General features: G+C 68.3%; 22 protein-coding genes and 1 riboswitch. Of the genes, 12 read left to right on the top strand and 10 right to left on the bottom strand.

Annotated elements, in window-relative coordinates; translation table 11 throughout:
• Positions 1–100 precede the first annotated feature (100 nt).
• From BM199_RS22700 to BM199_RS22690, 3 genes are read left to right on the top strand one after another with little or no spacing between them, the layout of a single operon-like run.
• Positions 101–1399: a hypothetical protein gene (locus BM199_RS22700; protein WP_143101891.1), complete on the top strand. Its 1299-nt coding sequence runs from the start codon at positions 101–103 to the stop codon at positions 1397–1399.
• Positions 1396–2289: a hypothetical protein gene (locus BM199_RS22695; RefSeq protein ID WP_245788554.1), complete on the top strand. Its 894-nt coding sequence runs from the start codon at positions 1396–1398 to the stop codon at positions 2287–2289. Before BM199_RS22700 ends, BM199_RS22695 begins: the two co-directional genes overlap by 4 nt.
• A complete protein-coding gene (locus BM199_RS22690; RefSeq protein WP_091675313.1) occupies positions 2286–2633 on the top strand; it encodes a hypothetical protein in 348 nt (115 codons plus the stop codon). The genes BM199_RS22695 and BM199_RS22690 overlap by 4 nt, the downstream gene beginning before the upstream one ends.
• A 1-nt stretch (position 2634) precedes the next feature.
• On the opposite strand, the gene BM199_RS22685 is transcribed toward BM199_RS22690, so the two are convergent.
• Together BM199_RS22685 and BM199_RS22680 are read right to left on the bottom strand one after the other, a co-directional pair.
• Positions 2635–4953 carry an ATP-binding cassette domain-containing protein gene (locus tag BM199_RS22685; protein ID WP_177242746.1) on the bottom strand — a complete coding sequence of 773 codons (2319 nt, stop codon included), beginning with the start codon at positions 4951–4953 and terminating at the stop codon, positions 2635–2637.
• Positions 4954–4957: 4 nt separating this feature from the next.
• Positions 4958–5794 carry an NAD(P)H-binding protein gene (locus BM199_RS22680; protein ID WP_091675312.1) on the bottom strand — a complete coding sequence of 279 codons (837 nt, stop codon included), beginning with the start codon at positions 5792–5794 and terminating at the stop codon, positions 4958–4960.
• Positions 5795–5904: 110 nt separating this feature from the next.
• Here BM199_RS22680 and BM199_RS22675 point away from each other — a divergent pair, with 110 nt between their 5' ends.
• From BM199_RS22675 to BM199_RS22650, 6 genes are all read left to right on the top strand, one after another.
• The gene (locus BM199_RS22675; RefSeq protein ID WP_091675311.1) at positions 5905–6678 is read left to right on the top strand and encodes a TetR/AcrR family transcriptional regulator; all 774 of its coding nucleotides are present in this window, start codon (positions 5905–5907) and stop codon (positions 6676–6678) included.
• 47 nt (positions 6679–6725) lie between these two features.
• Entirely contained in the window at positions 6726–7640 is a 915-nt protein-coding gene (locus tag BM199_RS22670) for a cyclase family protein (protein WP_091675310.1), read from the top strand.
• Positions 7641–8060: 420 nt separating this feature from the next.
• Positions 8061–9596: an FGGY-family carbohydrate kinase gene (locus tag BM199_RS22665; protein ID WP_245788552.1), complete on the top strand. Its 1536-nt coding sequence runs from the start codon at positions 8061–8063 to the stop codon at positions 9594–9596.
• Positions 9597–9649: 53 nt separating this feature from the next.
• Positions 9650–9764: riboswitch (cobalamin riboswitch) on the top strand.
• Between the two features lie 204 nt (positions 9765–9968).
• Positions 9969–10973: a FecCD family ABC transporter permease gene (locus BM199_RS22660; protein WP_245788560.1), complete on the top strand. Its 1005-nt coding sequence runs from the start codon at positions 9969–9971 to the stop codon at positions 10971–10973.
• Positions 10973–11758, top strand: a complete 786-nt coding sequence (locus tag BM199_RS22655; RefSeq protein ID WP_091675309.1) for an ABC transporter ATP-binding protein — start codon at positions 10973–10975, stop codon at positions 11756–11758. The genes BM199_RS22660 and BM199_RS22655 overlap by 1 nt, the downstream gene beginning before the upstream one ends.
• A 17-nt stretch (positions 11759–11775) precedes the next feature.
• A complete protein-coding gene (locus BM199_RS22650; RefSeq protein WP_091675344.1) occupies positions 11776–12795 on the top strand; it encodes an ABC transporter substrate-binding protein in 1020 nt (339 codons plus the stop codon).
• Here the strand turns inward: BM199_RS22650 and BM199_RS22645 are convergent.
• Together BM199_RS22645 and BM199_RS22640 are read right to left on the bottom strand one after the other, a co-directional pair.
• A complete protein-coding gene (locus BM199_RS22645) occupies positions 12768–13304 on the bottom strand; it encodes an SRPBCC family protein (protein WP_218160407.1) in 537 nt (178 codons plus the stop codon). The two genes, BM199_RS22650 and BM199_RS22645, sit on opposite strands and share 28 nt — an antisense overlap.
• Positions 13301–13621, bottom strand: a complete 321-nt coding sequence (locus BM199_RS22640; protein ID WP_091675307.1) for an ArsR/SmtB family transcription factor — start codon at positions 13619–13621, stop codon at positions 13301–13303. Before BM199_RS22640 ends, BM199_RS22645 begins: the two co-directional genes overlap by 4 nt.
• Positions 13622–13709: 88 nt before the next feature.
• On the opposite strand from BM199_RS22640, the gene BM199_RS22635 reads away from it, so the two are divergent.
• The gene (locus BM199_RS22635) at positions 13710–14369 is read left to right on the top strand and encodes a response regulator transcription factor (protein ID WP_091675306.1); all 660 of its coding nucleotides are present in this window, start codon (positions 13710–13712) and stop codon (positions 14367–14369) included.
• Here BM199_RS22635 and BM199_RS22630 read toward each other — a convergent pair.
• Together BM199_RS22630 and BM199_RS22625 are read right to left on the bottom strand one after the other, a co-directional pair.
• Positions 14351–15421, bottom strand: a complete 1071-nt coding sequence (locus BM199_RS22630) for a sensor histidine kinase (RefSeq protein ID WP_091675305.1) — start codon at positions 15419–15421, stop codon at positions 14351–14353. The two genes, BM199_RS22635 and BM199_RS22630, sit on opposite strands and share 19 nt — an antisense overlap.
• The gene (locus BM199_RS22625; RefSeq protein ID WP_091675304.1) at positions 15418–16506 is read right to left on the bottom strand and encodes an acyltransferase family protein; all 1089 of its coding nucleotides are present in this window, start codon (positions 16504–16506) and stop codon (positions 15418–15420) included. Before BM199_RS22625 ends, BM199_RS22630 begins: the two co-directional genes overlap by 4 nt.
• 258 nt (positions 16507–16764) lie before the next feature.
• On the opposite strand from BM199_RS22625, the gene BM199_RS22620 reads away from it, so the two are divergent.
• Positions 16765–18621: a PhoX family protein gene (locus tag BM199_RS22620; protein WP_091675303.1), complete on the top strand. Its 1857-nt coding sequence runs from the start codon at positions 16765–16767 to the stop codon at positions 18619–18621.
• Positions 18622–18672: 51 nt separating this feature from the next.
• Here the strand turns inward: BM199_RS22620 and BM199_RS22615 are convergent, their stop codons facing one another.
• Complete coding sequence (locus BM199_RS22615; protein ID WP_091675302.1) at positions 18673–18867, bottom strand: hypothetical protein; 195 nt, start codon at positions 18865–18867, stop codon at positions 18673–18675.
• A complete protein-coding gene (locus BM199_RS22610; protein WP_091675301.1) occupies positions 18864–19070 on the bottom strand; it encodes a hypothetical protein in 207 nt (68 codons plus the stop codon). The genes BM199_RS22615 and BM199_RS22610 overlap by 4 nt, the downstream gene beginning before the upstream one ends.
• Before the next feature lie 299 nt (positions 19071–19369).
• Between BM199_RS22610 and BM199_RS22600 the strand changes: the two genes are divergently transcribed.
• Positions 19370–20704, top strand: coding sequence for a helix-turn-helix domain-containing protein (locus BM199_RS22600; RefSeq protein WP_143101890.1), 1335 nt, complete (start codon positions 19370–19372; stop codon positions 20702–20704).
• A gap of 142 nt (positions 20705–20846) precedes the next feature.
• Here BM199_RS22600 and BM199_RS22595 read toward each other — a convergent pair whose 3' ends face one another.
• Together BM199_RS22595 and BM199_RS22590 are read right to left on the bottom strand one after the other, a co-directional pair.
• Positions 20847–21083 (bottom strand): hypothetical protein, encoded by a 237-nt coding sequence (locus BM199_RS22595; protein WP_091675298.1) that lies wholly within the window; start codon positions 21081–21083, stop codon positions 20847–20849.
• Positions 21084–21178: 95 nt separating this feature from the next.
• Complete coding sequence (locus BM199_RS22590) at positions 21179–21826, bottom strand: RHS repeat-associated core domain-containing protein (RefSeq protein WP_177242744.1); 648 nt, start codon at positions 21824–21826, stop codon at positions 21179–21181.
• Positions 21827–21976: the final 150 nt, after the last annotated feature.

The raw sequence follows: 21976 nt of genomic DNA, 5'->3' as shown, positions 1-21976 counted from the left end.
CCTATGGTTGCACCGCGAACCTACGATCATCAGGACCCACAACAATAAGTTGATCTTGACCGGACCGGTGGATCAGGCCGGGGACAACACTGGGGATGCTGTGATTGAAGGCCGGAGCGCCGCACTCGCGATCGTGTCGGCGTTGGTGCTGGTGGTCGCCGGATCGGGCCCCGCATTCGCCGGTGAACGGGCGCTGCCGCCGAAGCTCGACGTGGCCGCGGCCATCCAGGCGCTGGAGCGCGAACAGATCCACCGCGCACCGGGTGCGATAGCGACGTACGACGAGGAACTGATCCGCGCAGAACTGACCCCCGACGTCCGGGTGTTGGTGAGCCCGTACTCCGGAGAGATCGACGCCGCAGGCAACTACGCCACGCACGACGAGCACTCGGAACAGGTCACCCGCCCGCTGCGGAAGTGGGCCGAGGAGTCCGGGGTCACCCTCGTCCACGTGGAGGGACTCTCGGTCAGGTCCAGGAAGGGCATGGCGGTACCGGACACGGGCGAGGAGCTACGCCAGTTCCTGGGCCACCTCGACGTCACCGATGCGCTCTGGACGATGCTCCGGTACATCAAAGACGGTACCGAGCCGGACGAGAACGTGGCGGCGATCGATCCCGTCGTCGAGCCGACCCGGCAACAGGTCGACGAGCTGGCCGTCCGTCTCGAACGCGAACGTGTCCACAACGCAGCCGACCGCGCCGACCCCATCGATCTTCCGCTGGCACTGATCGAGGAGAAGACCGGCTTCACGCTTCGGGTAGCAGCGCTGCCCGCGGTGCCCCGCGGCGAACCGCTCGTCGATTATGCTCCCGCCCTCGCGGAGCGGTTCCCCCACGACGTCGTCCTCGTCGCTCACGGCCCATGGCTGGAGGTCGCCGGCCCGCAGCAAATCGCCCTGAGTGCGGCTCGCGACTACGCATATGGCCGCTACCAACGAGCGACGTTGCGGTTGGGCATCGTCATGAGAGACCGGATCGGCACAGTGCTACTGCGAGCGGAGGAGCTGCTCGAGAACCGCGCGTTCAGCCGCCCGCAGCCCAAGCCACTGCGTCAGGTGATCATGGACATCGCGCCGTGGGTGCTGCTCGGCTCGACCCTCCTGATCGGTGGCGCCTCGCTGTTGAGGTGGGGTGTCCGACGCGTCGAGCTCGCACGCACCGAGCGTGCCGACGTGCGCGACGCCAGTGCCGAGACCTACGCCGATATCGCGAGGCTGGGCGATCTTTTGCTGAGGTCCGAGGGCGATGCCGCGGCAGCCGAGCGGCACAGTACGGCCGTCACGCTCTTCGAGCAGGCTCGCACAGCCGAGGCGATGGCCGAGGTACGAAAGGTGGTTCACGAGGGCCTCGAATGGCAACGGAACACCGACCGGTCCGAGCGGAAGGGGACGCCGTGAACCGGATTACGTCCTGGGTCGTCGCCGCGGCGGTCATCGGACTGATCGGCTTCTTCGCGGCGATGCAGCCGTGGCGGTCGACGAGTGATCTGGCTCGCTCCATCGCCGGATCGCTGCGCGAGAGCTCTGTCCATGTGGCCGAGGACGCGCCGGGGCTCGTGAATCCCGACCGTGCTCGGACGGTGATCGGCGACCGGGCGATCGTCGCGGCGATACTGGGAACAGCGCCGCTGCAGGAGTACGCGGACAGCGACCAGCCGAACCGGGACCTGTGCAAGGACATCGCCGAGCTGGCGCCGACCAACCTCGTCATCGTCTTCGCCGCGGACAAGGACGGCGAGTACGACAGCGCCTACTGCAACGGCCCGGACTTCCCCGACCCCACCCAGACCGACGAGGACGCCGACAGGTTCGCACTCGGCGTCATCATCGCGGCCGAGACCGCGTGGAGCTACCGGACGACCGAGACCGACCGGACCCCCGAGATCGAGGAGTACGTCCTCGCGTTCGACGCCGAGGCCGGCGAGCAGTACGGGAAGTTGCCCCGCAGGGGAACGGTTCCCGATCTGCCGACCTTCGGCAGGCTCGCGCTGACGGCGGCGGCTATGGTCGCCTGCACCGTCGTGCTGTTCCTGATCCTCCGATCCGCGGCGCTGGCCGCGCGGCGGAAGGCCAGAACCGAACGGGCCCGCTCCCGCCTCAGATCGGCTCTCGACGCACGGTTGAACCGGCTGGCCGACATCGTCCTGCACGAGCCCGGCGCGGCGAATGCCGAGGCAGCGCAACGATACGTGGAAACGCTGCACCGATTCCGCGAGGCGGACGAACGCGGCCAACTGGACGAGGTACGGGCCGAGGTGGACGAACTGGAGAAGGAACTGCGCAGATGACGTGGCAGTGGTACACGCTCGGCGCGCTGGTGCTCGCGGCCGGGGCCGCCGCTCCGGTGCTCTTCCAGCACAACAGGCGCACAGCGGGCGGCAAGGAAGCCATCTCGGCGCGTGCCCGGGCCGCACTGCTCGGCCACTACGTCGAGGACCCGGTGGTGACCGCGGACCCCGAGGCCGTGCGCTTGCTGCGCGCGGGCCGGGAACGCTGGAACAGCGCGGGCGCCGTCCTCGCGACCGCGAACTCCGTTCAGGACTACAATCTCGCCAAGCAGATTGCCGACGAGGGCCTGGCAGCCGTACGGGCAGCGCACGCCCGCATCGGCCTGCCAGGTCCCGGCAGCTGACCTAGTTCCCGCGACGGGATTCGAAAGCCAGGCTCCTGTGGAGGAACTCCGCGGTGTGGGAGCCGCGGGCCCCCACCAACTCGGCGGGTGTGCCCTCGAAAAGCACCTGTCCGCCCCCGCTGCCCCCTTCCGGACCGAGATCGATCACCCAGTCGGCGTTCTTGATCACGTCCAGGTTGTGCTCGATCACGATGACGGTGTTCCCGCCGTCCACCAGCCGGTCGAGGATCTCCAGCAGGTGCCCGACGTCGGACATGTGCAGTCCGGTCGTCGGCTCGTCCAGCACGTAGATCGTGCCTGCCTTGTGCAGTTCGGTCGCCAGCTTGAGACGCTGGCATTCCCCGCCGGACAACGTGCTCAGCGGCTGGCCCAGCGTGAGGTAGTCCAGCCCGACCTCGTTGATCGCCCGTAGCACCTCGTGCAGTTTCCGTTCCGGGAAGAAGTCGCCCGCCTCCGCGGCGGTCATCTCCAGCACGTCGCTGATCGACCGGCCCCGCAGGGTGTGCTTGAGGACGTCCTCGGAAAACCGCCGCCCGTCGCAGACCTCGCACGGTGACTTCAGGCCCTCCATGAACGCGAGGTCGGTGTAGAGCACCCCGAGCCCCTGGCAGTTGCCGCAGGCGCCCTTCGAGTTGGCGCTGAACAACGAGGGGCTGACGTTGTTGGCCTTGGCGAAGAGCTTCCGGATCCCGTCCAGCAGTCCGGTGTAGGTCGCGGTGTTGGACCGGCGGGAGGTGCTCACCGCGGACTGGTCGATGACGATCGCGTCCGGATGCGCGCCGAGAAACGCGTCGTTGACCAGCGAGCTCTTGCCGGAGCCCGCGACACCGGTCACGACCGTGAGCACCCCGGCCGGGAAATCCACCGTGACGTCTTTCAGGTTGTGACTGGTGGCGTTGGCGACGGGCAGGGCACCGTCGTGCCGTCTTGGTTCGGTCTTCAGCGGCAACGCATTCGTCAGGAACCGGCCGGTGGGTGTGTCCGCCTTGGCGAGTTCTGCGACGCTGCCCTGGAACACCACCTCGCCGCCCTTCGTGCCCGCGGCCGGGCCGATGTCGATCACGTGGTCGGCGAGTGCGATCACGTCCGGGTCGTGCTCGACCACGAGCACGGTGTTTCCCTTGTCGCGCAGCTTGACCAGCAGTTCCTTGAGCCGGTGCACGTCCCTCGCGTGCAGGCCGACGCTGGGCTCGTCGAAGACGTACATCATGTCGGTGAGACTGCTGGAGAGGTGGCGCACCATCTTGATCCGCTGGGACTCCCCGCCGGACAGCGTGGTGGTCTCCCGGTCGAGACTGAGATATCCCAGACCGATCGCGACGAGGTTGCCGATCCGGTCCAGCAGTCCTTCCAGCACGGGTTTCGCCGTGGGGACGTCGAGGCGGGCAAGCACGTCCACGAGGTCACTCGCCTCCATCGCGGTGAGGTCCGCGATGTTGTGGCCCGCGATCCGCGAGCCGAGGGCCGCGCTGCCCAGCCGGGTTCCGCCACAGGCCGGGCAGCGGGCCGAGGTGACGAACCGCTGGAAGATCTCGCGGTTGCGCTCGGACATCCCGTCCTTCTTGATGTACAACCTGGTGAAGCGATCGACGAGGCCCTCGTACTTCGAGTTCATCGTGCCGCCCTGCCACTCCACCGTCATCGTGGCCTGGCCGTGCAGCAGGGTCTTCCACTCGTCGTCGGTGTACTCGGCGAGTGGCTTGTCGTTGTCGAAGAAGCCGGAGTTGGCGTAGATACCCCAGTACCAGTTGCCCACGGCGAAGTCCGGATGGCGGATCGCACCCTCGTTGAGGGATTTCGACCGGTCGAGGAAGACGTCGAGATCGAGCTGCACGGTCCGGCCGAGGCCGTCGCACTCCGGGCACATTCCCTGCGGGTCGTTGAAGGAGAAGACGTTCGAGTACCCGGCGTGGGGCTGCCCGGCACGGGAGAACAGCAGGCGTAGCAACGGGTTGATGTCGGTGATCGTGCCGACCGTCGAGCGGGAGTTCCCGCCGAGCCGCTTCTGGTCGATGATGATCGCGGCGGAGATGTTCTCGATCGAGTCGACGTCCGGTTGCCCGTTGCTCGGCAGGAAGTTGCGCACGAAGGCGGTGAACGTCTCGTTGAGCTGTCGCTGTGCCTCGGCCGCGATGGTGTCGAAGACCAGCGACGACTTTCCCGAGCCGGACACGCCGGTGAACACCGTGATCTGCCGCTTCGGAATGCTCACCGAGATGTTCTTGAGGTTGTTCTCTCGCGCGCCGATCACCTGGATGAGGTCGGTCTGCAACTGTTCTCCTTCGTCAGGCAGGGGGACGTAGGTGTGGCTCAGCGACATTCGCTCAGCGGAAGGCGTCGACGTTGTCCACCGCCCATTCGGCGTAGGTCTTCGCGCGGCGGCCGGTGAGCTTCTCGACGGTGTCGGTCGGTACCTGCGGGTGGGCTGCGGACTGGGCAAAGCCGTCGAGCAACCAGTCGGTGACGTCGGCGGGCACGCCTGCGCCGATCCACTCCTGCCGGGCCTGCGCCCGGGTGAGCTCCTGGAACCGCACGTGCCTGCCCAGTGCGGTGCCGATGGCCTCGACCTGCTCTACCTGGGTGATCGCCTCGGGGCCGCTCAACGTGTACTTGGCGCCGACGTGCCCGTCCTCGACGATGACCCTGGCGGCCACCGCGGCGATGTCCCCCAGGTCGATCGGGGTCTGGGTGGCGTGCCCGAAGGCTTCGCGAACCACGCCCTCGGTCCGGATGGACTCGGCCCAGCCGAGGGTGTTGTTCATGAACACGCCGGGCCGCAGGTACGTCCACGCGAACCCGGCAGCCTCGACAGCGCGCTCCACGATCGCGAAGTCCACCCCGCTCGACCCTGGCTGCGGCTCGTCGTCGGCGTTGCTGCCCGAGAGCACCACAACCCGGCGCACACCGGCCTGCTTCGCCAGTTCGGTGAACTCGCGCACCGTCTCGGCCAGCGGCGCGAGATACACCGTGTCGACTCCCGCGAGCGCCGCGGGCAGTGTTTCCGGCCGCCCCAGGTAACCCTTCGCCACCTCGACCCCGGACGGCAGCGCTGCCTTCTCCGGGTTGACGGTCAGTGCCCGTACCGGCACTTCCTCCGCCACCAGTTCGTCGACCAGCAGCCTGCCGACGTTTCCTGTCGCTCCCGTGACCAGAACCGGCACTGTCACCCACCTCTTGTCGTATGCCGTACGAGATATCTACCGTACACCATACGGGAATATAGGATCCAGTTCGTGACCTACGGTGACCAGACGACGAGCGGACAGCGACGATGACGGTCGAACACAGCGGCAAGGGCGACCCGGACCGCAGTCTCGCGCTGCTCTGGCGCGACCGGACCACGTCGCCCGAGCCGCCGCGTGGCCGGAAGCCCGGCCTCTCCGTCGACCGGATCGTCGCCTCGGCGATCGCGGTGGCCGACGCCGACGGCCTCGCGGCGACCTCGATGCACCGCGTCGCGAAGGAGCTCGGAGTCGGGACCATGACGCTCTACACCTACGTGCCGGCGAAGAACGAGTTGCTCGACCTGATGGTCGACGCGGTGCTCAGCGAGCGGGAGTTCCCGGCGCCGGGCGAGCCAAGACCGCCTGACTGGCGCGACCAGGTGATCCTCTACTCCGACCGGACACGTGCCATGTACCGCCGCCACCCCTGGCTACGGCAGGTGTCCACCGTGCGGCCCGCGCTGGGGCCAGGGGTCATGGCCGGGGACGAGTACCTGCTGTCCACCGTGGCCGGGCTTGGCCTGAGCCCGCGCCAGGTCGCCGCCGCGGCGAGCAGCATCGGCACCTACGTGGACGCGCACGCCGCTCTCGAGGCCGACAACATTCACCTCGCGCAAGTCACGGGCGAGTCCGAGGACACGTGGTGGCACCAGCGGATGTCGTTCTGGGAGAACTACTTCGACACCGAACGCCATCCGACGATGACCGAGGTCTGGAGCAAGGGCGGCTTCGAGGCCAGCGCCGTCGACCAGGCCATGGAAGCGTACGAGTTCGGTCTGAACCGGCTCCTGGACGGTATCGAGGCGGCCAGCAAGCCATAGCGTTGCCGGGACATGCCGATCGATCAACAACAGCACCAGGAGGACTCTTGCCCGAGTACCGCGCCTGCTTCGACGCCAAGATCGAGTTCAGCAACGGCGGCGACCTGAGCGTCCGCGAGTTCCGGGTGGACGTGCCGTCACCTGACGTCGGCGTGACCGAGATCGGTGCGCTCTTCGTCGCCTCGCTCGGGCTGCTGATGACCGATTCGGTCGAGCTCAGCAATGTGCGGATCATCGAGGAGCCGCACAAGGGAACTCGTGGAGGCCCCGCTGATCACGGCTCCGCCCCCGCCGGGAAGCAGGGGCGACTGGTCGAGCTCAGCCACGTGATCCGCGCGGGGATGACGACATATCCTGGGCTTCCCGCGCCCAGCATCGAGCCGCACCTTTCCCGTGTGGCGTCGAGGGAGCACTACGCCGAAGGCACCGAGTTCGCCATCGACACGCTCACCCTGGTCGGTAACACCGGCACCTACCTCGACGCGCCGTACCACCGGTTTCCCGGCGGCGCCGACCTCAGTTCGGTGAGCCTCGCCGGGTCCGTGGACCTGCCCGCGGTCGTCGCCCGCGTGACCGGCTCGCGGCAGTACGGCGTCGACGTCGGAGCACTGGCGGCGCTGGACGTCCGCGGCGCGGCCGTCCTACTGCACACCGGTGACGACGCCAGGTTCGGCACCCCGGCGTATGCGGAGGAACGGCACTTCCTCACCCGAGCGGGCGCGCAGTGGCTCGCCGACCACGGCGCCGCGCTGGTCGGCATCGACGCGCTCAACATCGACGACATCGACGACGGCGAGCGGCCGGCGCACACCGTGCTGCTCGCCGCGGGCATCCCCGTCGTCGAACACCTGACCGGCCTCGATCAACTGCCCCCGACCGGCGCGACGTTCACCGCCGCGCCACTGCGCATCGAAGGATTCGGCACCATCCCCGTCCGCGCCTTCGCCCGCCTCCCAGTCTGACTCCGGGTCGGCAGTTTCGGGGCTGAGTTGGCAGTTCCGTTGGAGATCGGGTTTGCGCCACACCTGCCCGAGGTACTCCCAGACCATGTGGGCCGCGCTGATGCTTCCGGTGATCCTGATGGTGACGATGCTGATCATGCAGTGGCTGGAAAGTCGCATGGTCGGCACCTCGCCGCAGACCCGGTTGCACGAACGCTGACCCCGTGCAAGGCCTTGTCGCAGACCCGAAGCAGGCGGCGGCGCAGGTGGAGTAAGCCGTGGCAGGCACGCTGCTGTGGTCGCTCGGCAGCGTCGCTTCAGCCTGTACGTCAACTTCTTCGGGGATCACACCAAGACCTGGTGCTTCTCAACGGAGATCAACGCCGAGTAGGTCACACGACACCGAGGTGCACGCGCACCTGTTTCCCCACCCGCACCCCTGTGTACCTTCGGCTGCCGAAGGATCTGCCGGGAGCGCGGGAGGAAGCCGGAGTGACGTTTCTCGGGGTCGACATCGGGACGTCGAGCAGCAAGGGCGTGCTCGTCGAGCACGACGGAACGGTGCTGACCAGCGCGGTACGCGAACACCAGGTGCAGCGGCCCGTGCCCGGCCACGTGGAGATGGACGCCGAGATCTGGTGGGCACGGTTCGTCGCGATCACCAGGGACCTGCTCGACACGGCGGACCCCGGCGAGGTGGAGGCCGTGGGGGTCAGCGGCATGGGTCCCTGCGTACTGCTGACCGACGCCGCGGGAACCCCGGTGCGCCCGGCGATCCTCTACGGCGTCGACACCCGCGCCACCGTCCAGATCGCCCGGCTGGAGGCGGAACTGGGGCGTGTGGAGGTCCTGCACCGGTGCGGAAGTGTGCTGTCCACGCAGGCGGTCGGGCCGAAGATCGCCTGGGTCGCCGAGCACGAGCCCGCCGTGGCCGCACGGGCACGGCGGTTGTTCACCGCGAGCTCCTTCCTGGTGCACCGGCTGACCGGCGAGTACGTACTCGACCACCACACCGCGAGCCAGGCCGTGCCGCTCTACGACTCACTCGCGCAGGACTGGTACGCGCCGTGGGCCAAGCACGTCGCACCGGGAATCGAGCTGCCGCCGCTGCGCTGGCCCGGTGAGATCGCGGGTCGCGTCACCCGGTCCGCGTCCGCCGCGACCGGGCTGCCCGCAGAACTGCCGGTGATCACCGGGACGGTGGACGCGTGGTCGGAGGCCGTCAGTGTCGGCGCGCAGGAGACCGACGACCTGATGCTCATGTACGGCACCACGATGTTCCTGATCAACACGGTGCCCGAGCGGCTGCTCGTGCCGGAACTGTGGAGCACGGTTGGCGCGCTCCCCGGGACGCGCAACCTCGCGGGCGGGATGGCGACCTCGGGTGCGATCACCGAATGGCTGCGCACGTTGTTCGGCTCGCCGGACTACCCGACGCTGCTCGCCGAGGCGGACGCAGCCGGGCCGGGCGCGCGGGGTCTGCTGATGCTGCCGTACTTCGCGGGCGAGCGGACACCGGTCGCGGATCCCGACGCGCGGGGCATGATCGCGGGGTTGACCCTGGAGCACACCCGGGGTGACCTGTACCGGGCCGCGCTCGAAGCGACCGCGTTCGGGGTGCGGCACAACGTCGACGCGATGCGGGCGGCAGGCGGCGACGTGCGGCGCATCGTGGCCGTCGGCGGGGGCACGCAGGGCGGGCTGTGGACGCGCATCGTCTCCGATGTGACCGGGCTGGAGCAGGAGGTCCCGAGCGTCACCATCGGAGCGAGCTACGGCGCGGCGTTCCTCGCCGCAGGCGCCGTCTCCGACGTGTCGATCACCACCTGGAATCCGGTGCGGGAACGGATCGCACCCGATGCCGGCGTGGCGGACCACTACGCCGAGCTGTACGGGCTGTACCTGCGGTTGTATCCCGCGACCCTGGACGTCGCCCACACGCTTGCCCGGCACCGGCGGGACTCCCCCGCCGACTGAGTCCCCCGGCCGCTGTTTGACACCCGGCCGCCCCGTGCTCAACGATCACGAGCACAACTGCATCCGCGCCCACTCGGGGGAAGCCGGTCGAACTCCGGCGCTGACCCGCAACGGTAGGCCGTCTCCGCGACGGCGAGCCCGAACACCCGGTGGGGGCGAACTACTCCTGGTACCCGTCGAGGTCTGCGGGCCGGAGCCCTGATCGGATGCCGCTTCGCGCGCAGGGCGGCGGAGGCGTCCGCACCTTGGCTTGGCTCGTGGGCCGTTCACCGAAGGCACACGACATTGGCCGCACCCGCCCTGCCACAGCCACGGACGCGCCCATCGGCACAGCGCGGAGACCGCAGGCGTCCCCTCGCTCCCCTCGTCGCGGTGCTGTGCGCGGCACTGGTCGTCTCGGTGCTCTGCGGGATCGCGCTCGGCGCGGCGCGGGTGGGCTTCGCTGACGCCATCCGGTTGATCGGTGCGGGATTCTCGGGTGGCTGGATCGACGCGGCCGAGCTGTCGACCTACCAGATCGTCTGGGAGGTCCGGCTGCCGCGCGTGCTGCTGGCCGTCGTGGTCGGAGCAGGCCTGAGCACCGTCGGAGTGGCGAGCCAGGCGCTGGTGCGCAACGCGCTCGCCGATCCGTACGTGCTTGGCGTGTCCTCCGGCGCGTCGGTCGGGGCGACCGCGGTGATCGTGTTCGGGGCCTTCGCGGTGCTGGGGATCTACGCACTGTCGATCGCCGCCTTTCTCGGCGCGCTGGCCGCCACCGTGATCGTCTACCTGGCGGCACGGTCGCCGCTGGGCATCACTCCCCTGCGACTGGTGCTGACCGGTACCGCGATGGCCTACGGCTTCTCCGCGGTCACCACGGTGCTCGTGTTCCTCGCTCCGCGTGGGGACGCGGCCCGCTCGGCGTTGTTCTGGCTGCTCGGCAGCCTCGGCGGGGTCACCTGGCATTCGCTGCCGGTGGCGGCGGCGGCCGTGGTGCTCGGAATCGGGTACCTGATGCTCTCGGCCAGGCAGCTCAACGGGCTGGCGATGGGTGACGAGACGGCGTCCACCCTCGGCATCGACCCGGCCCGGTTGCGGCGCCGACTGTTCGTGGTGAGCGCGGCGGTGACGGGCTGCCTGGTCGCGGTCAGCGGCGCGGTCGGCTTCGTCGGGCTGATGGTCCCGCATCTGGTCCGCATGCTGGTGGGCGCCGACCACCGCCGGGTGCTCGCGATCGCCCCGCTCGCAGGCGGTGTGCTGGTGGTGTGGGTCGACCTGCTGGCCAGAACTCTGGTGGCACCACAGGAACTGCCGCTCGGTGTCATCACCGCCGCGGTCGGTGTCCCGGTGTTCGTCTGGCTGATGCGCCGTCGCGGTTACGTGTTCGGGGGCAACTGATGGAGTTGCGCGTCGAGAATCTCGCCGTTTCGGCCGCGGGACGCACGCTGGTCGCCGGTCTGCGGCTGGCTGTGCCGTCGGGCACGGTCGTCGGGCTCGTCGGACCCAACGGCAGCGGCAAGTCCACGACGCTGCGGTGCGTGTATCGAGTGCTGCGGCCCTCCGCGGGCTCCGTGCTGCTCGACGGGGCGGATCTCTGGCGACTGTCCGCAAAGGACAGCGCGCGGAGCGTGGCGGCGCTGACGCAGGACCACCACGTCGAATTCGATTTCACCGCCGCCGAGGTGGTGGCCATGGGCCGGTCACCGCACAAGAGCATGCTGGACCGCGACACCGAGGCGGACCGGGAGATCTGCGCGGGCGTGCTGCGGCAGGTCGGCGCGGCCCACCTGGCGGAGCGGAGCTTTCTCACCCTCTCCGGCGGTGAACGGCAGCGAGTGCTCGCCGCGCGGGCGCTGGCCCAGCGGCCGAAGGTGCTCGTCCTCGACGAGCCGACCAACCACCTGGACATCCGCCACCAGCTGGAACTCCTCGCACTCATCCGGGAGACCGGGGTGACGACGCTGGTCGCGCTGCACGACCTCAATCTCGCGGCCACGACGTGCGATCGCATCTACGTGCTCGACGAGGGGCGGGTGGTGGCCAGCGGTACGCCGCACGAGGTGCTCACCCCCGAACTGGTGGCGGAGGTCTTCGGGGTGCACGCGCATGTGGTGACGCATCCCGATTCCGGTGCGCCGCAGCTGATCTACGCCCACGCGCTCACCACGGACCGAACCCGATGAAGGAGAAGACGCACACGATGTCCGCACGACGTTTCCGGCGGCTGGCACTGGCCGCAGCCGTGCTCCTGCTGACCACGGCGTGCGGCGCCCAGGTGCGGCCGGTCGCCGAGAGCGGCGCGGCCGAGGGCTACCCGGTGACCGTGCAGAACTGCGGCAGGAACCTCACGTTCGAGGCCGCGCCGGAGAAGGTCGTCGCCTACGACAGCGGGATCGTGGAGACGATGTTCGCGCTCGGACTGGGCGATCGTCTCGCCGGATACGTGGTCTCGCACGGACAGGACGAGGACATCGCCACCTCGCCGTGGCGCGCGGACTTCGAGCGGGCGAACCGGCTCGGCGCCGACACGATCAGCAAGGAGCTGATCCTGGACGCGGACGCGGACTTCGTCTACGCGGGCTGGAACTACGGGTTCCGCGAGGACACCGGGCTGACACCGGACAAACTCGGGGAACTCGGAATATCGTCCTACGTGCTCACCGAGTCCTGCCGCAACGGGCACACCGGTTCCTCGCGTGGAATCATGCCACCGCTGGAGGCGCTGTACACCGACCTGCGCAACCTGGGACGGATTTTCGGAGTGAGCGAGCGGGCCGAGCAACTGGTCGCCGAGTACCAGGCGACGGTGCGTGCGGCCGAGGAGTCGGTGCCCGCCGACCGGGAACGCCCGACGGTGTTCCTCTACGACTCGGGCACGGACAAGCCGTTCACCGCGGGCCGGGGCGCCGCCGCGCACGAGGTCATCACGCGCGGCGGCGGCCGGCACATCATGGGCGGGCTGGACGACAGCTGGACGACGGTCGGCTGGGAGGCCGTGGTCGAGGCGGACCCCGACGTCATCGTCATCAACGACTACAGCCCGCCCAGCGCGGCGGACAAGCAGGCGTTCCTGGAAAGCTATACGCCGTTGGCCGAGGTGTCCGCGGTGCGGCACAAGCGCTTCCTGGTGCTGCCGTACGCCGCGCTCGTGCAGGGCCCGCGCAACCCGGCCGCCGTCCGCACGATGGCCGACTACCTGAACTCGCTGCCCGCGCGGTAGAGCTCGGACAGCCGCTCGAAGTCGACCTCCAGTTCGGCGGGATCGCCGCCGTCGAGGTGGACGTGCAGCGCGTCGAGCATGGCGTGCCAGCCCGTGCTGTAGTCGACCGCCGGATCCCGCCGCACCGGACGGTGCGACAACGTCAGCAGCGTTCCTGTGCCTTCGGCGCTGAGTTCCCAGCGGACGACCGACTCCGGCTCGCCGGGCCACAGCCAGGTGTGCTCGAGGCAGCGCTCGGCCTCGACGACGCGCACCTCTCCGGTCGCGGTGCCCTCCTCGCCGAAGTCGAACACCACCGCACCGCCAACGATCGGCTCGATGGTCACGCCCGGCAGCCACGACGCCTGCTGCGCCGGATCGGTCAGGGCCTGCCATGCCCGCTCGGGCGCGTGCGAAAGGTGGCGTTCGAAGCGAATCTGCCATTCACCGCTTCCGTCGACACCGAGCGTGCCGCGCCGGTCGCGAAGGTCGGGAGCGTCGTCCATGCCTGTCGGCTGGGGTGAGTTCACGGGGTGTCCTTCCACTGCTCGTCGAGGTGCCGGCCGAAGGCGTCGAGACGATCGGCCCAATTGCCGCGGGTGCGCTCGATCCAGCCGGCCGCCTCGTCCAACCGGCTGGGTTCGAGCCGGTACACGCGCCGCTGGGCATCACCACGCCACGTCACCAGCCCGGCGTCCCGCAGCACCCGCAGATGCCGGGAGATCGCCGGGCGGCTGACGGAGAACTCGCCTGCCAGGTCACCGGCAGTGCGATCGCCGTCCGCAAGGAGTTCGAGCAGCCGTCTGCGGAGCGGATCGGCGAGTGCGTCGAAGACCGAGGTGACCACCCGTCTTTTGTAACAGAAAGTCTACGTAACTGCCAAGTTACAAAGGCCTCGCGTCGCACGTGCATGTGAGCATTGCCAGACTGCTCCCGTGCGGATACTGGTGGCGGAGGACGAATCGGTGATCGCCGACGCGGTCGCGGAGGGACTGCGCAGGCACGCGATGGCGGTGGACGTCTGCTACGACGGCGCCGCGGCACTCGAACGCGTCACGGTGCACCGCTACGACATCGTGGTGCTCGACCGGGACCTGCCCGTGGTGCACGGCGATGTGGTGTGCCGCCGGATTGTCGAGGCAGGTGGCGAGACGCGGGTGCTGATGCTGACCGCGGCGGCGGGGATTCGCGACAAGGTCGACGGGCTGGGGCTGGGCGCGGACGACTACCTCACCAAGCCCTTCGCGTTCGCCGAGCTGGTCGCGCGGGTGCTCGCGCTGGGCAGGCGGGCGCGCGCGGCCCTGCCACCGGTGCTGGAACGCGCCGGAGTGACGCTGGATCTGCCGCGCCACAGCGCCTCGCGCGACGGCAGGCTGTTGCGGCTCTCGCCCAAGGAGTTCGCGGTGCTCGAAGTGCTGCTACGCGCTGAGGAGACCGTGGTCAGCGCCGAGGAACTGCTGGAGAAGGCCTGGGACGAGCACGCGGACCCGTTCACCAACTCGGTCCGGGTGACAGTCGGAACACTGCGGCGCAAGCTCGGACCGCCGCCGGTGATCGAGACGGTCATCGGCGCCGGTTACCGCTTCGCGGGCTGATCCGGCGGCAGCCGGACCACGACGGTCAGCCCGCCGTCCTCGGGGTTCGGGACCGCCTCGATGCTGCCGTCGTGGGCCGAGACGATCGAGCGGGCGATGGAGAGCCCGAGTCCGGCCCCGCCCCGGCTGATCCGGTCCCCGCCCCGTCGGCGGAACGGTTCGAACAGCACCTGGACCAGTTCGGCGGGGACCGGCTCGCCGGGGTTGCGGACGGTCAGCGCCGCATCGTCGGCGACGATGACATCGAGGCGTCCGTTCGGGGTGTTGTAAAGAATCCCGTTGCGCAGCAGGTTGGTGATCAGCCGTTCCAGGAGCACGGTGTCGGCCTGCACCACGCGCGGCTCGGTGTGCACCTCGATGGTGACCTCGTGGCGTGCCGCCAGCTCCCGGAGCGAGTCGGCGAGGCCGCGCACGAGTTCGTCAAGGCGGGCCGGCTGGGTGCTCACGACTCCCCTTTCGGATTCCACCAGCACGAGCAGCCCCTCGATCAGGTTCTCGTTGCGTTCGTTGATGGCGAGCAGGGCCGCGCCAAACCGGCGAAACTCCTCGCTCGCGTCCGGAGCGGCGAGCGCGACCTCGATCAGGGTGCGCTGCGCGGCCAGTGGGGTGCGAAGTTCGTGGGATGCGTTGGCGGCGAAGCGGCGCTGGCTGTCGTAGCCGACCGCGAGCTGGTCGAGCAGGTCGTCGATGCTGCCTGCGAGCTCGTCCAGCTCCCGTGGTTGCCGCTCCAGGCGGACCCGTTGGCTGAGGTTCTGCGGTCCGCAACGGCGGACGGCGGCGGTCATCGCGGGCAGGGGACGCAGCAGGGCGCGCAGCAGAAACCAGCAGCCGAGGGCGAGGAACGGCGTGATCGCGAGCAGACCGAAGACGGGTCCCCACGCGTCCAGATCGTCCGGATTGAAGTAGAAGAGGCCGAGACCGCGGACGCCCTCAGAGATTGTGGGCGCAAGGCTGAGCTGATGACCGAGCACGCCGATGAGAATCCCCAGCACGAACACCACCGCGCACAGCAGCGTCGCCCTGGCGCGCAGGCTTGGCAGCAGTGTCCTCATGAATGCCCCGGCTGCTTCATGGGCAGGAACCTATCGGTTGTGCCTCCGTCCGCCAGTCGGCGTCCATATCGGATCGCCGGGGTCTCCACCCAGCGGTACAGCAGGCACGCGATGCCCAGCGCGATCAGCGATGCGCCGAGGGCCTTGATCGTGCTCGGCTCCGGGACGAGCGGGCTCATCACCGAGGCGGCCATCGACTGGCTCAGGTACAGCGAGTAGGAGCGCTTGCCGACGAAGGCCATGGGTTTGCAGGACAGTGCACGTTGGACCGGTCCAGGAGCGATGACGGCCGTCAGCAGCAATGCGACAGCGACCGCGTACAGCGGGACGACCAGGGTCCAGCCGCCGCCGAGCAGGGTGCGCAGCGGCCCGATGTTGAACTGCAGGACCAGGAATCCGGCGACGACCAGCGCGATGGCGGCGGGGTGGGTCAGCGGTCGCAGGATCGCGAATCCGGTCGGGTGGTGCAGGACCAGCGCGAGCAGGCAGCCGACGAGGATCGACGCGTAGTGGACGGTGAGCGGGCTCCACTCGGCGGCCAGCAGCAGACCCGCGATCGCGGCGGGCACCAGCAGTAGCCTGCACCCGGTGGCCTTAACCCCGACGGCCGCGGTGAGCAGGAACAGCACCGGCCAGACGAGGTAGAACTTCTCCTCGACACCGAGCGTCCAGGAGATGCCGAACGGGGTGTTGTAGTCGACGAGTTCGTTGCAGAAGACGAGGTACAGCGGCAGTGCCTCGGCGAGCCTGCTGCTGGTGAACCGCCCGCCGAGCGTGACGAAGAGCGTGGTCAGGCCGAGCAGGAGGAAGTAGACCGGCATGATGCGGAAGGTCCGGCGGAGGTAGAAGCCGCGCAGCGAGATCCGGCCGGTGTCTCGCTCCTCGCGCAGCAGGAGCGTGGTGATCAAAAAGCCGGACAGGGTGAAGAAGAGCTGCACGCCGATCCAGCCCTGCAACCGGTCGAAGACGGGGCCGCCGTGGTGGAAGAACACCACGGCGAGCGCGGCGAGCGCGCGCAGCCCGTCCAGTGCGGGCAGCCGGGTCAGGGCCAGATAGCGGTCGTGGGTGAGCATCGGCGGTGGCATGACCGCAGTTCTAGCCAGCGACCCCGATCGGCCCGATAAACATCGTCCTTATCGGATCTTTATCCCGCACTTTCCCGGGAAAGTGCGGGGATACCCGCCCCTGACCTGTGCCCGCCTCGCACTTTCCCGGGAAAGTGCGAGGGCACACTTCCGCCGTCGTTCACGTTCGTGTGATGACCCGGCCATCTCGGCTACCTAGCGTTGCCCACACCCCGGCCGCGCCCACCCGCGCGGTCGTGTCCAACGCTTGGAGTTCCCGTGCACGCTGACACGCCCGATTCACCGTCGATTTCGGAGCTCGCCGAGCGCCGCCTGTCCCGCAGGACGGCATTGGCCGGTGGCCTGGCCACCGCCACCGTCGCGTTCTTCGGCGCCTCGGCGCCGGTCAGCGCGAGCACGACGAAGGACGTGAGCCGCAACGGGGGCAGGCGGCTGCTCGGGTTCCCGGCGATCACACCGAGCGTCGCCGACGAGGTGGTGCTGCCGCCCGGGTACCGGTACCAGGTGCTCTTCCCGTGGGGCCACCCGATCGTCCCTTCCGGACCGCGGTTCGACGAGAATGCCGACAACAGTGCGACCGAACAGGCCGCGCAGGCGGGCGATCACCACGACGGCATGTGGTTCTTCCCGCTCAGAGGGAGCCGTTCCGGTCTGCTCTGTGTGAACCACGAGGCCACGACCGAGCAGTTGCTGCACAGCGACGGCAGGGCCAACTGGTCGCCGGAGAAGACGGCCAAGTCGATGGCGGCGCACGGGGTGTCGGTCATCGAGGTCGAGCAGGACCGCAGGGGCGGCCGGTGGGAGCTGGCCGAGTCGAGGTTCGCCCGGCGCATCACCATGACGACGCCGGCCGAGATCACCGGACCGGCCGCGGGCCACCCGCTGCTGCGCACGGGCGCGGACCCCGAAGGCGTGCGGGTGCTGGGGACCCTGAACAACTGCGCCAGCGGGCCGACACCCTGGGACACGTACCTGACGTGTGAAGAGACGATCAACAAGTACTTCTACTTCGGCGAGCAGCCGCCGGAGGCCGGATCGGTGGAGGAGCGCTACGGGATCGGCTCGGAAAGCCCGTACCCCTGGTACACCACAGAAGACCGGTTCGACATGCGGGTGGAACCGAACGAGTACAACCGGTTCGGCTGGGTGGTGGAGGTCGACCCCTTCGATCCGGCGTCGACGCCGAAGAAGCGCACGGCGCTGGGGCGCATGGAGCACGAGAACGCCGTCGTGGTGCGTGGCAGGCGTGGTGAGGCCGTCGTCTACATGGGCGACGACACGCAGTTCGACTACTTCTACAAGTTCGTCGGCGCGGAACCGATCAACAAGGCGCTCAAGCGCGGGCGCAGTCCACTCGACACGGGCACGCTGTATGTCGCGAGGTTCGAGGAGGACGGTTCCGGCAGGTGGCTGCCCCTGGTACACGGCAGGCCGGGCCTGACCGAGGCGGACGGCTTCGCCGACCAGGCCGAGGTGCTGATCCACACGCGCCTCGCGGCGGACGCGGTGGGCGCGACGCCGATGGACCGGCCGGAGTGGTGCACGGTGCAGCCGCGCACCGGGGCGGTGTTCTTCACCTGCACTAACAACACGGCGCGGACGGAGTCGGTGAACGCGGCCAACCCGAGGCTGGAGAACCGCTTCGGGCACATCATGAAGATCGACGAGTGCGGCAACCCCAGCGCGGAGACGTTCGACTGGGACGTCTTCCTCCTCGCCGGCGACGAGGCCAGTGGCGCGACGGTGCCGCCGGACCAGGCGTTCGGCTCGCCGGACGGGCTGTGGTTCGACAAGGACGGGCGGCTCTGGATCCAGACCGACGGCGCGCAGCCGAAGGTCGACGGCGCGGAGCAGAACAACCAGATGCTGGTGGCCGACACGCGCAGGGGCGACATCCGCCGGTTCCTGGTCGGTCCCCCGCGCTGCGAGATCACCGGCATCACCGCCACCCCGGACGGCCGGTCACTGTTCGTGAACATCCAGCACCCCGGCGACTCCGGCACCCCGGACACCCCCCGCGCCAGCTCGAACTGGCCCGACTACAGCGCCACCGGCCGCCCCCGCTCGGCCACGATCGTCATCACCAGGGAGGACGGCGAAGTGGTCGGCGGCTGACGGGCTACCCCTGGCCGTACGTTGGCAGCGCTGCCAGGTAACGGGGTTTTCCTACAGTTCTGGGTCAATGACCATGCCGCGTGTCCGTCGCCGGATGAGCGCGGCCAGATCCTCCAGCAACCCAGCTAGTTCCGCCCCTTTCTCCGGGGTGACGCGTCCGGCAGGGAGGTCGTGGGCCACGTCGTCCAGTAGCCACTGGGTCTGGCGGAGGAGAACGGCCAGCGTGGCGTCGTCGGGGATACTCACCGCCGGGCCGCCGTGAGTTCGGGGTGCAGCACCGAGCAGACAGGGCAGACGCGGGCGTCGGGGGCTCGGTCGTATACCGAGGGCGTGAGCAGCCAGCCGCAGGCGGAGCGAGCGTAGGTCCAGGATTCGGACCTTTCCCACGCCAGCACGACGTGCCGCTGCTGTGCGACCGTCGCCCACCGCGCACCTCCGGCAGTACTCACGTGGACTCCACGGCATCCGCGCACCGGGCGCAGTCGTGGACCGGAGGCGACTTCCGACGCGAGCCCACCTGGTACGTCCCACCGCACAACAGACGCACCACCGAACCGTCCGGAGGGCGAACGGGACACCCGCTGCGGTGACGAACCCCGCCGATCACCGGGCAGTAGGCGGGGGCAGCGCTGCCGTTGTGGCTATTGGTGCTGGTCACACAGCAAGACTGAGGTGATTACGCTCCGCTGAACACGGCCAATCACGAGGGCAGTTTCGGGGGGTGGATCCAGCAGGCAGAATCGTCCTGGTGACGGAGACCGGCCGCGAGCCGAACGACCAACTACGCGCCGCCCGCGAGGCAACGCCCTCCCCGCGCGTGCCCGGCGCGGGGATGAGCCGGCCGGAGCTGGCCGACGCGGTGAACGCCTGGCTCGTCGCCCACACCTCCCGCCACGCAGTCGTGGACGAGCACTACGTGGCCCGGCTGGAACGCGGAAAGATCCGCTGGCCCAACACCGACTACCGCTCCGCCTTCGCCGCAGTACTCCACCGGCCAGAAGCCGCACTCGGCTTCCGCCCATCATCCGCACACCGCCAACCCATCCGTCGGCTACCCGGCGATCAAAGGTCACTAGATCCCAACGCGTCGCCAGGTTGTGCTCCTGCCACCCGCGTCCGCCTGGGCGATCATCCCTCGGACGACGAGTTGGCGGCGCTCGATCTGGCCCGGCGAGTAGCAGTCAGCGACGTCGGAGACGAGACTCTGACGCGGCTGGAAGCAGTGGTCGACGAGTTGGCGACCGCCTACCCGCGTGCCACACCCTCCGACCTCCTGCACCGCGTCCGGCAACACCTCGACTACGTCAGTCACCTCATGGACGCGCGGATGACACTGGCACAGCGCCGTCGCCTGATGGTGACTGGCGGATGGCTTTCGCTGCTCGGGGCGACGGTCAACATCGATCTTGGGCAAAATGCGTCCGCCACGGCCAGGCTGCGGACGGCGGCGAGTCTGGCCCGACACGCGGAACACCCCGAGATCCGCGCCTGGTGCTACGAGACGGAGGCGTGGCGAGTACTCACCGACGGCGACTACCGCCGCGCGGTGGACCTGTCCCGCGCGGCACAGGATCTGGCTCCCGTGGGTAGCTCGGCGGCGATCCAGGCGACCGCACAGGAAGGACGGGCCTGGTCCCGCCTCGGGCAGGCCGGCGAGACCTACAAGGCGTTGACGCGTGTGCACAAGCTGGTCGCGCCACTGCACAGACCGGAAACCCCAGAGCACCATTACCGCTACGACCCGGACAAGTCCGTCGCCTACACAGCGACGACACTCGCATGGCTCGGCGACCCAGCGGCTGAGCGATATGCACGTGAGGTCATCCACCGGCTGTCGCCGTCGGGCGAGGTGACCCGCTGGCCCCGCCGAGTCGCAACGGCGCACCTGGACCTGGCACTCACACTGCTGATCACCGGAGAACTCGACGAAGCATGCACCGTGACGGTGCAAGCACTGGAATCGGGACGGGTAGTGCCCTCAAACCACTGGCGCGCATCGGAAGTGGTGCACGCGGTAGAAGCTCGGGGCCTGCCGGAGGCCGTAGTGGTGCGCGAGGCGTACGAGGAACAGCGGAAGAGATAGCCGCATCTAGCGCAAACCGATACGGTTAGTAGAAATGAAGTGAGACGCAACTGCCTGAATCGGCCCCCGCTGTACTCCTCACACCTTCCCTTCTCTCGATGCATATTTTGTTATATAAAGCGCGGTGAAACACAGACGGGTTTTAATCTTCAGGATCGCGTACGCGCGCCCGCGCACTAGCAAGCAACTCATCGTAGTTCGAACTAAATGGCTGCACCAGTTTCGACTCCAACAACGACTCGATGTCCCACAGAACACGCTGCTCCGCCTGATCACTGAAAGTGCCCTGTTCAGATGAGTTGATCCGACTCACCCACGCAAAAATCACGATCGCCTCATCTTCACTTAACTCTAAGACTACCTTTTTTCCTGTCGCCATTCCTGCAAACCTCCACGACTAAGGAAATTTCGAAGTTGGGCTCTTCCTCGGTTAGATCTCGCCCCAATGCAGGCTGATCCAGTCCTTCGACAGCTTTATCTGCGGCCTGCACCTGAACAACTCGTTGTTTCGTTCCCTCGATGTCTGGTTTCGCTTTGACGATGGGCATTGTAGATGTCCGTCGATTTCGATGCGGCTGATGGGGTTTCCGTTGGTGAAGGCGTAGCGGTTGCCGGTCCGGGGTCAGCCCCGAGATTGAGGTCGGCCAGTGCCCCGTTGTAGCTGTCCCGCGTCAGGAACCGGTTCAACCCGGGGTTGTAGTCGCGGAAGCCCATATCGTACGAGCCCGAAGAGGGGTCCCAGCGTTTGCCGTTGAACCGGTAGAAGTTGTACGGCTCCTCACCCGGGTTCTGCGCATCCGGCTTATCAATGCCGGTGAACGCTTCCTCGTCGTCCTTGCCGTAGGCGGTGTAGCCGTAGGTCGCCCGCGTGTCGCCCGTCTCCGAGGTCAACGTCTCCACATCGGTGTGCGGGTTGTAGCCGTAGAACGAGTCCTCGGTGACCTCCGGACCCGTGCCGTCGGTGTCGTGCTTGACCTGCGACAACCGCGCACCCCAAGCGGAGTAGGCATACGAGCGCTGGATCTGGCCGCCGATCTCCTCGGTAATGACCTTGTCCGTCAACCCCAGATACGCGAACTCCGTCGTCTCCCCATCCGCCGTCTTCGTCGTCGTCCGGTCCAACGGGTCGTAGTCGTACGTCGTGGCGTCCAGGCCACCGGTATCGTCGATCTTCTCGTGCTCGATTCAGACCGTCCACCGTTACTGCATGTCTGGAAGTAGCCAAATAGAGCTAAGTTGACTATGGCGTTGGCCAACAACAACACCTTGAGC

The sequence above is a fragment of the Amycolatopsis marina genome (genome assembly GCF_900111885.1).
Taxonomy (GTDB): domain Bacteria; phylum Actinomycetota; class Actinomycetes; order Mycobacteriales; family Pseudonocardiaceae; genus Amycolatopsis; species Amycolatopsis marina.
This window is presented reverse-complemented; position numbering and strand designations above follow the sequence as displayed.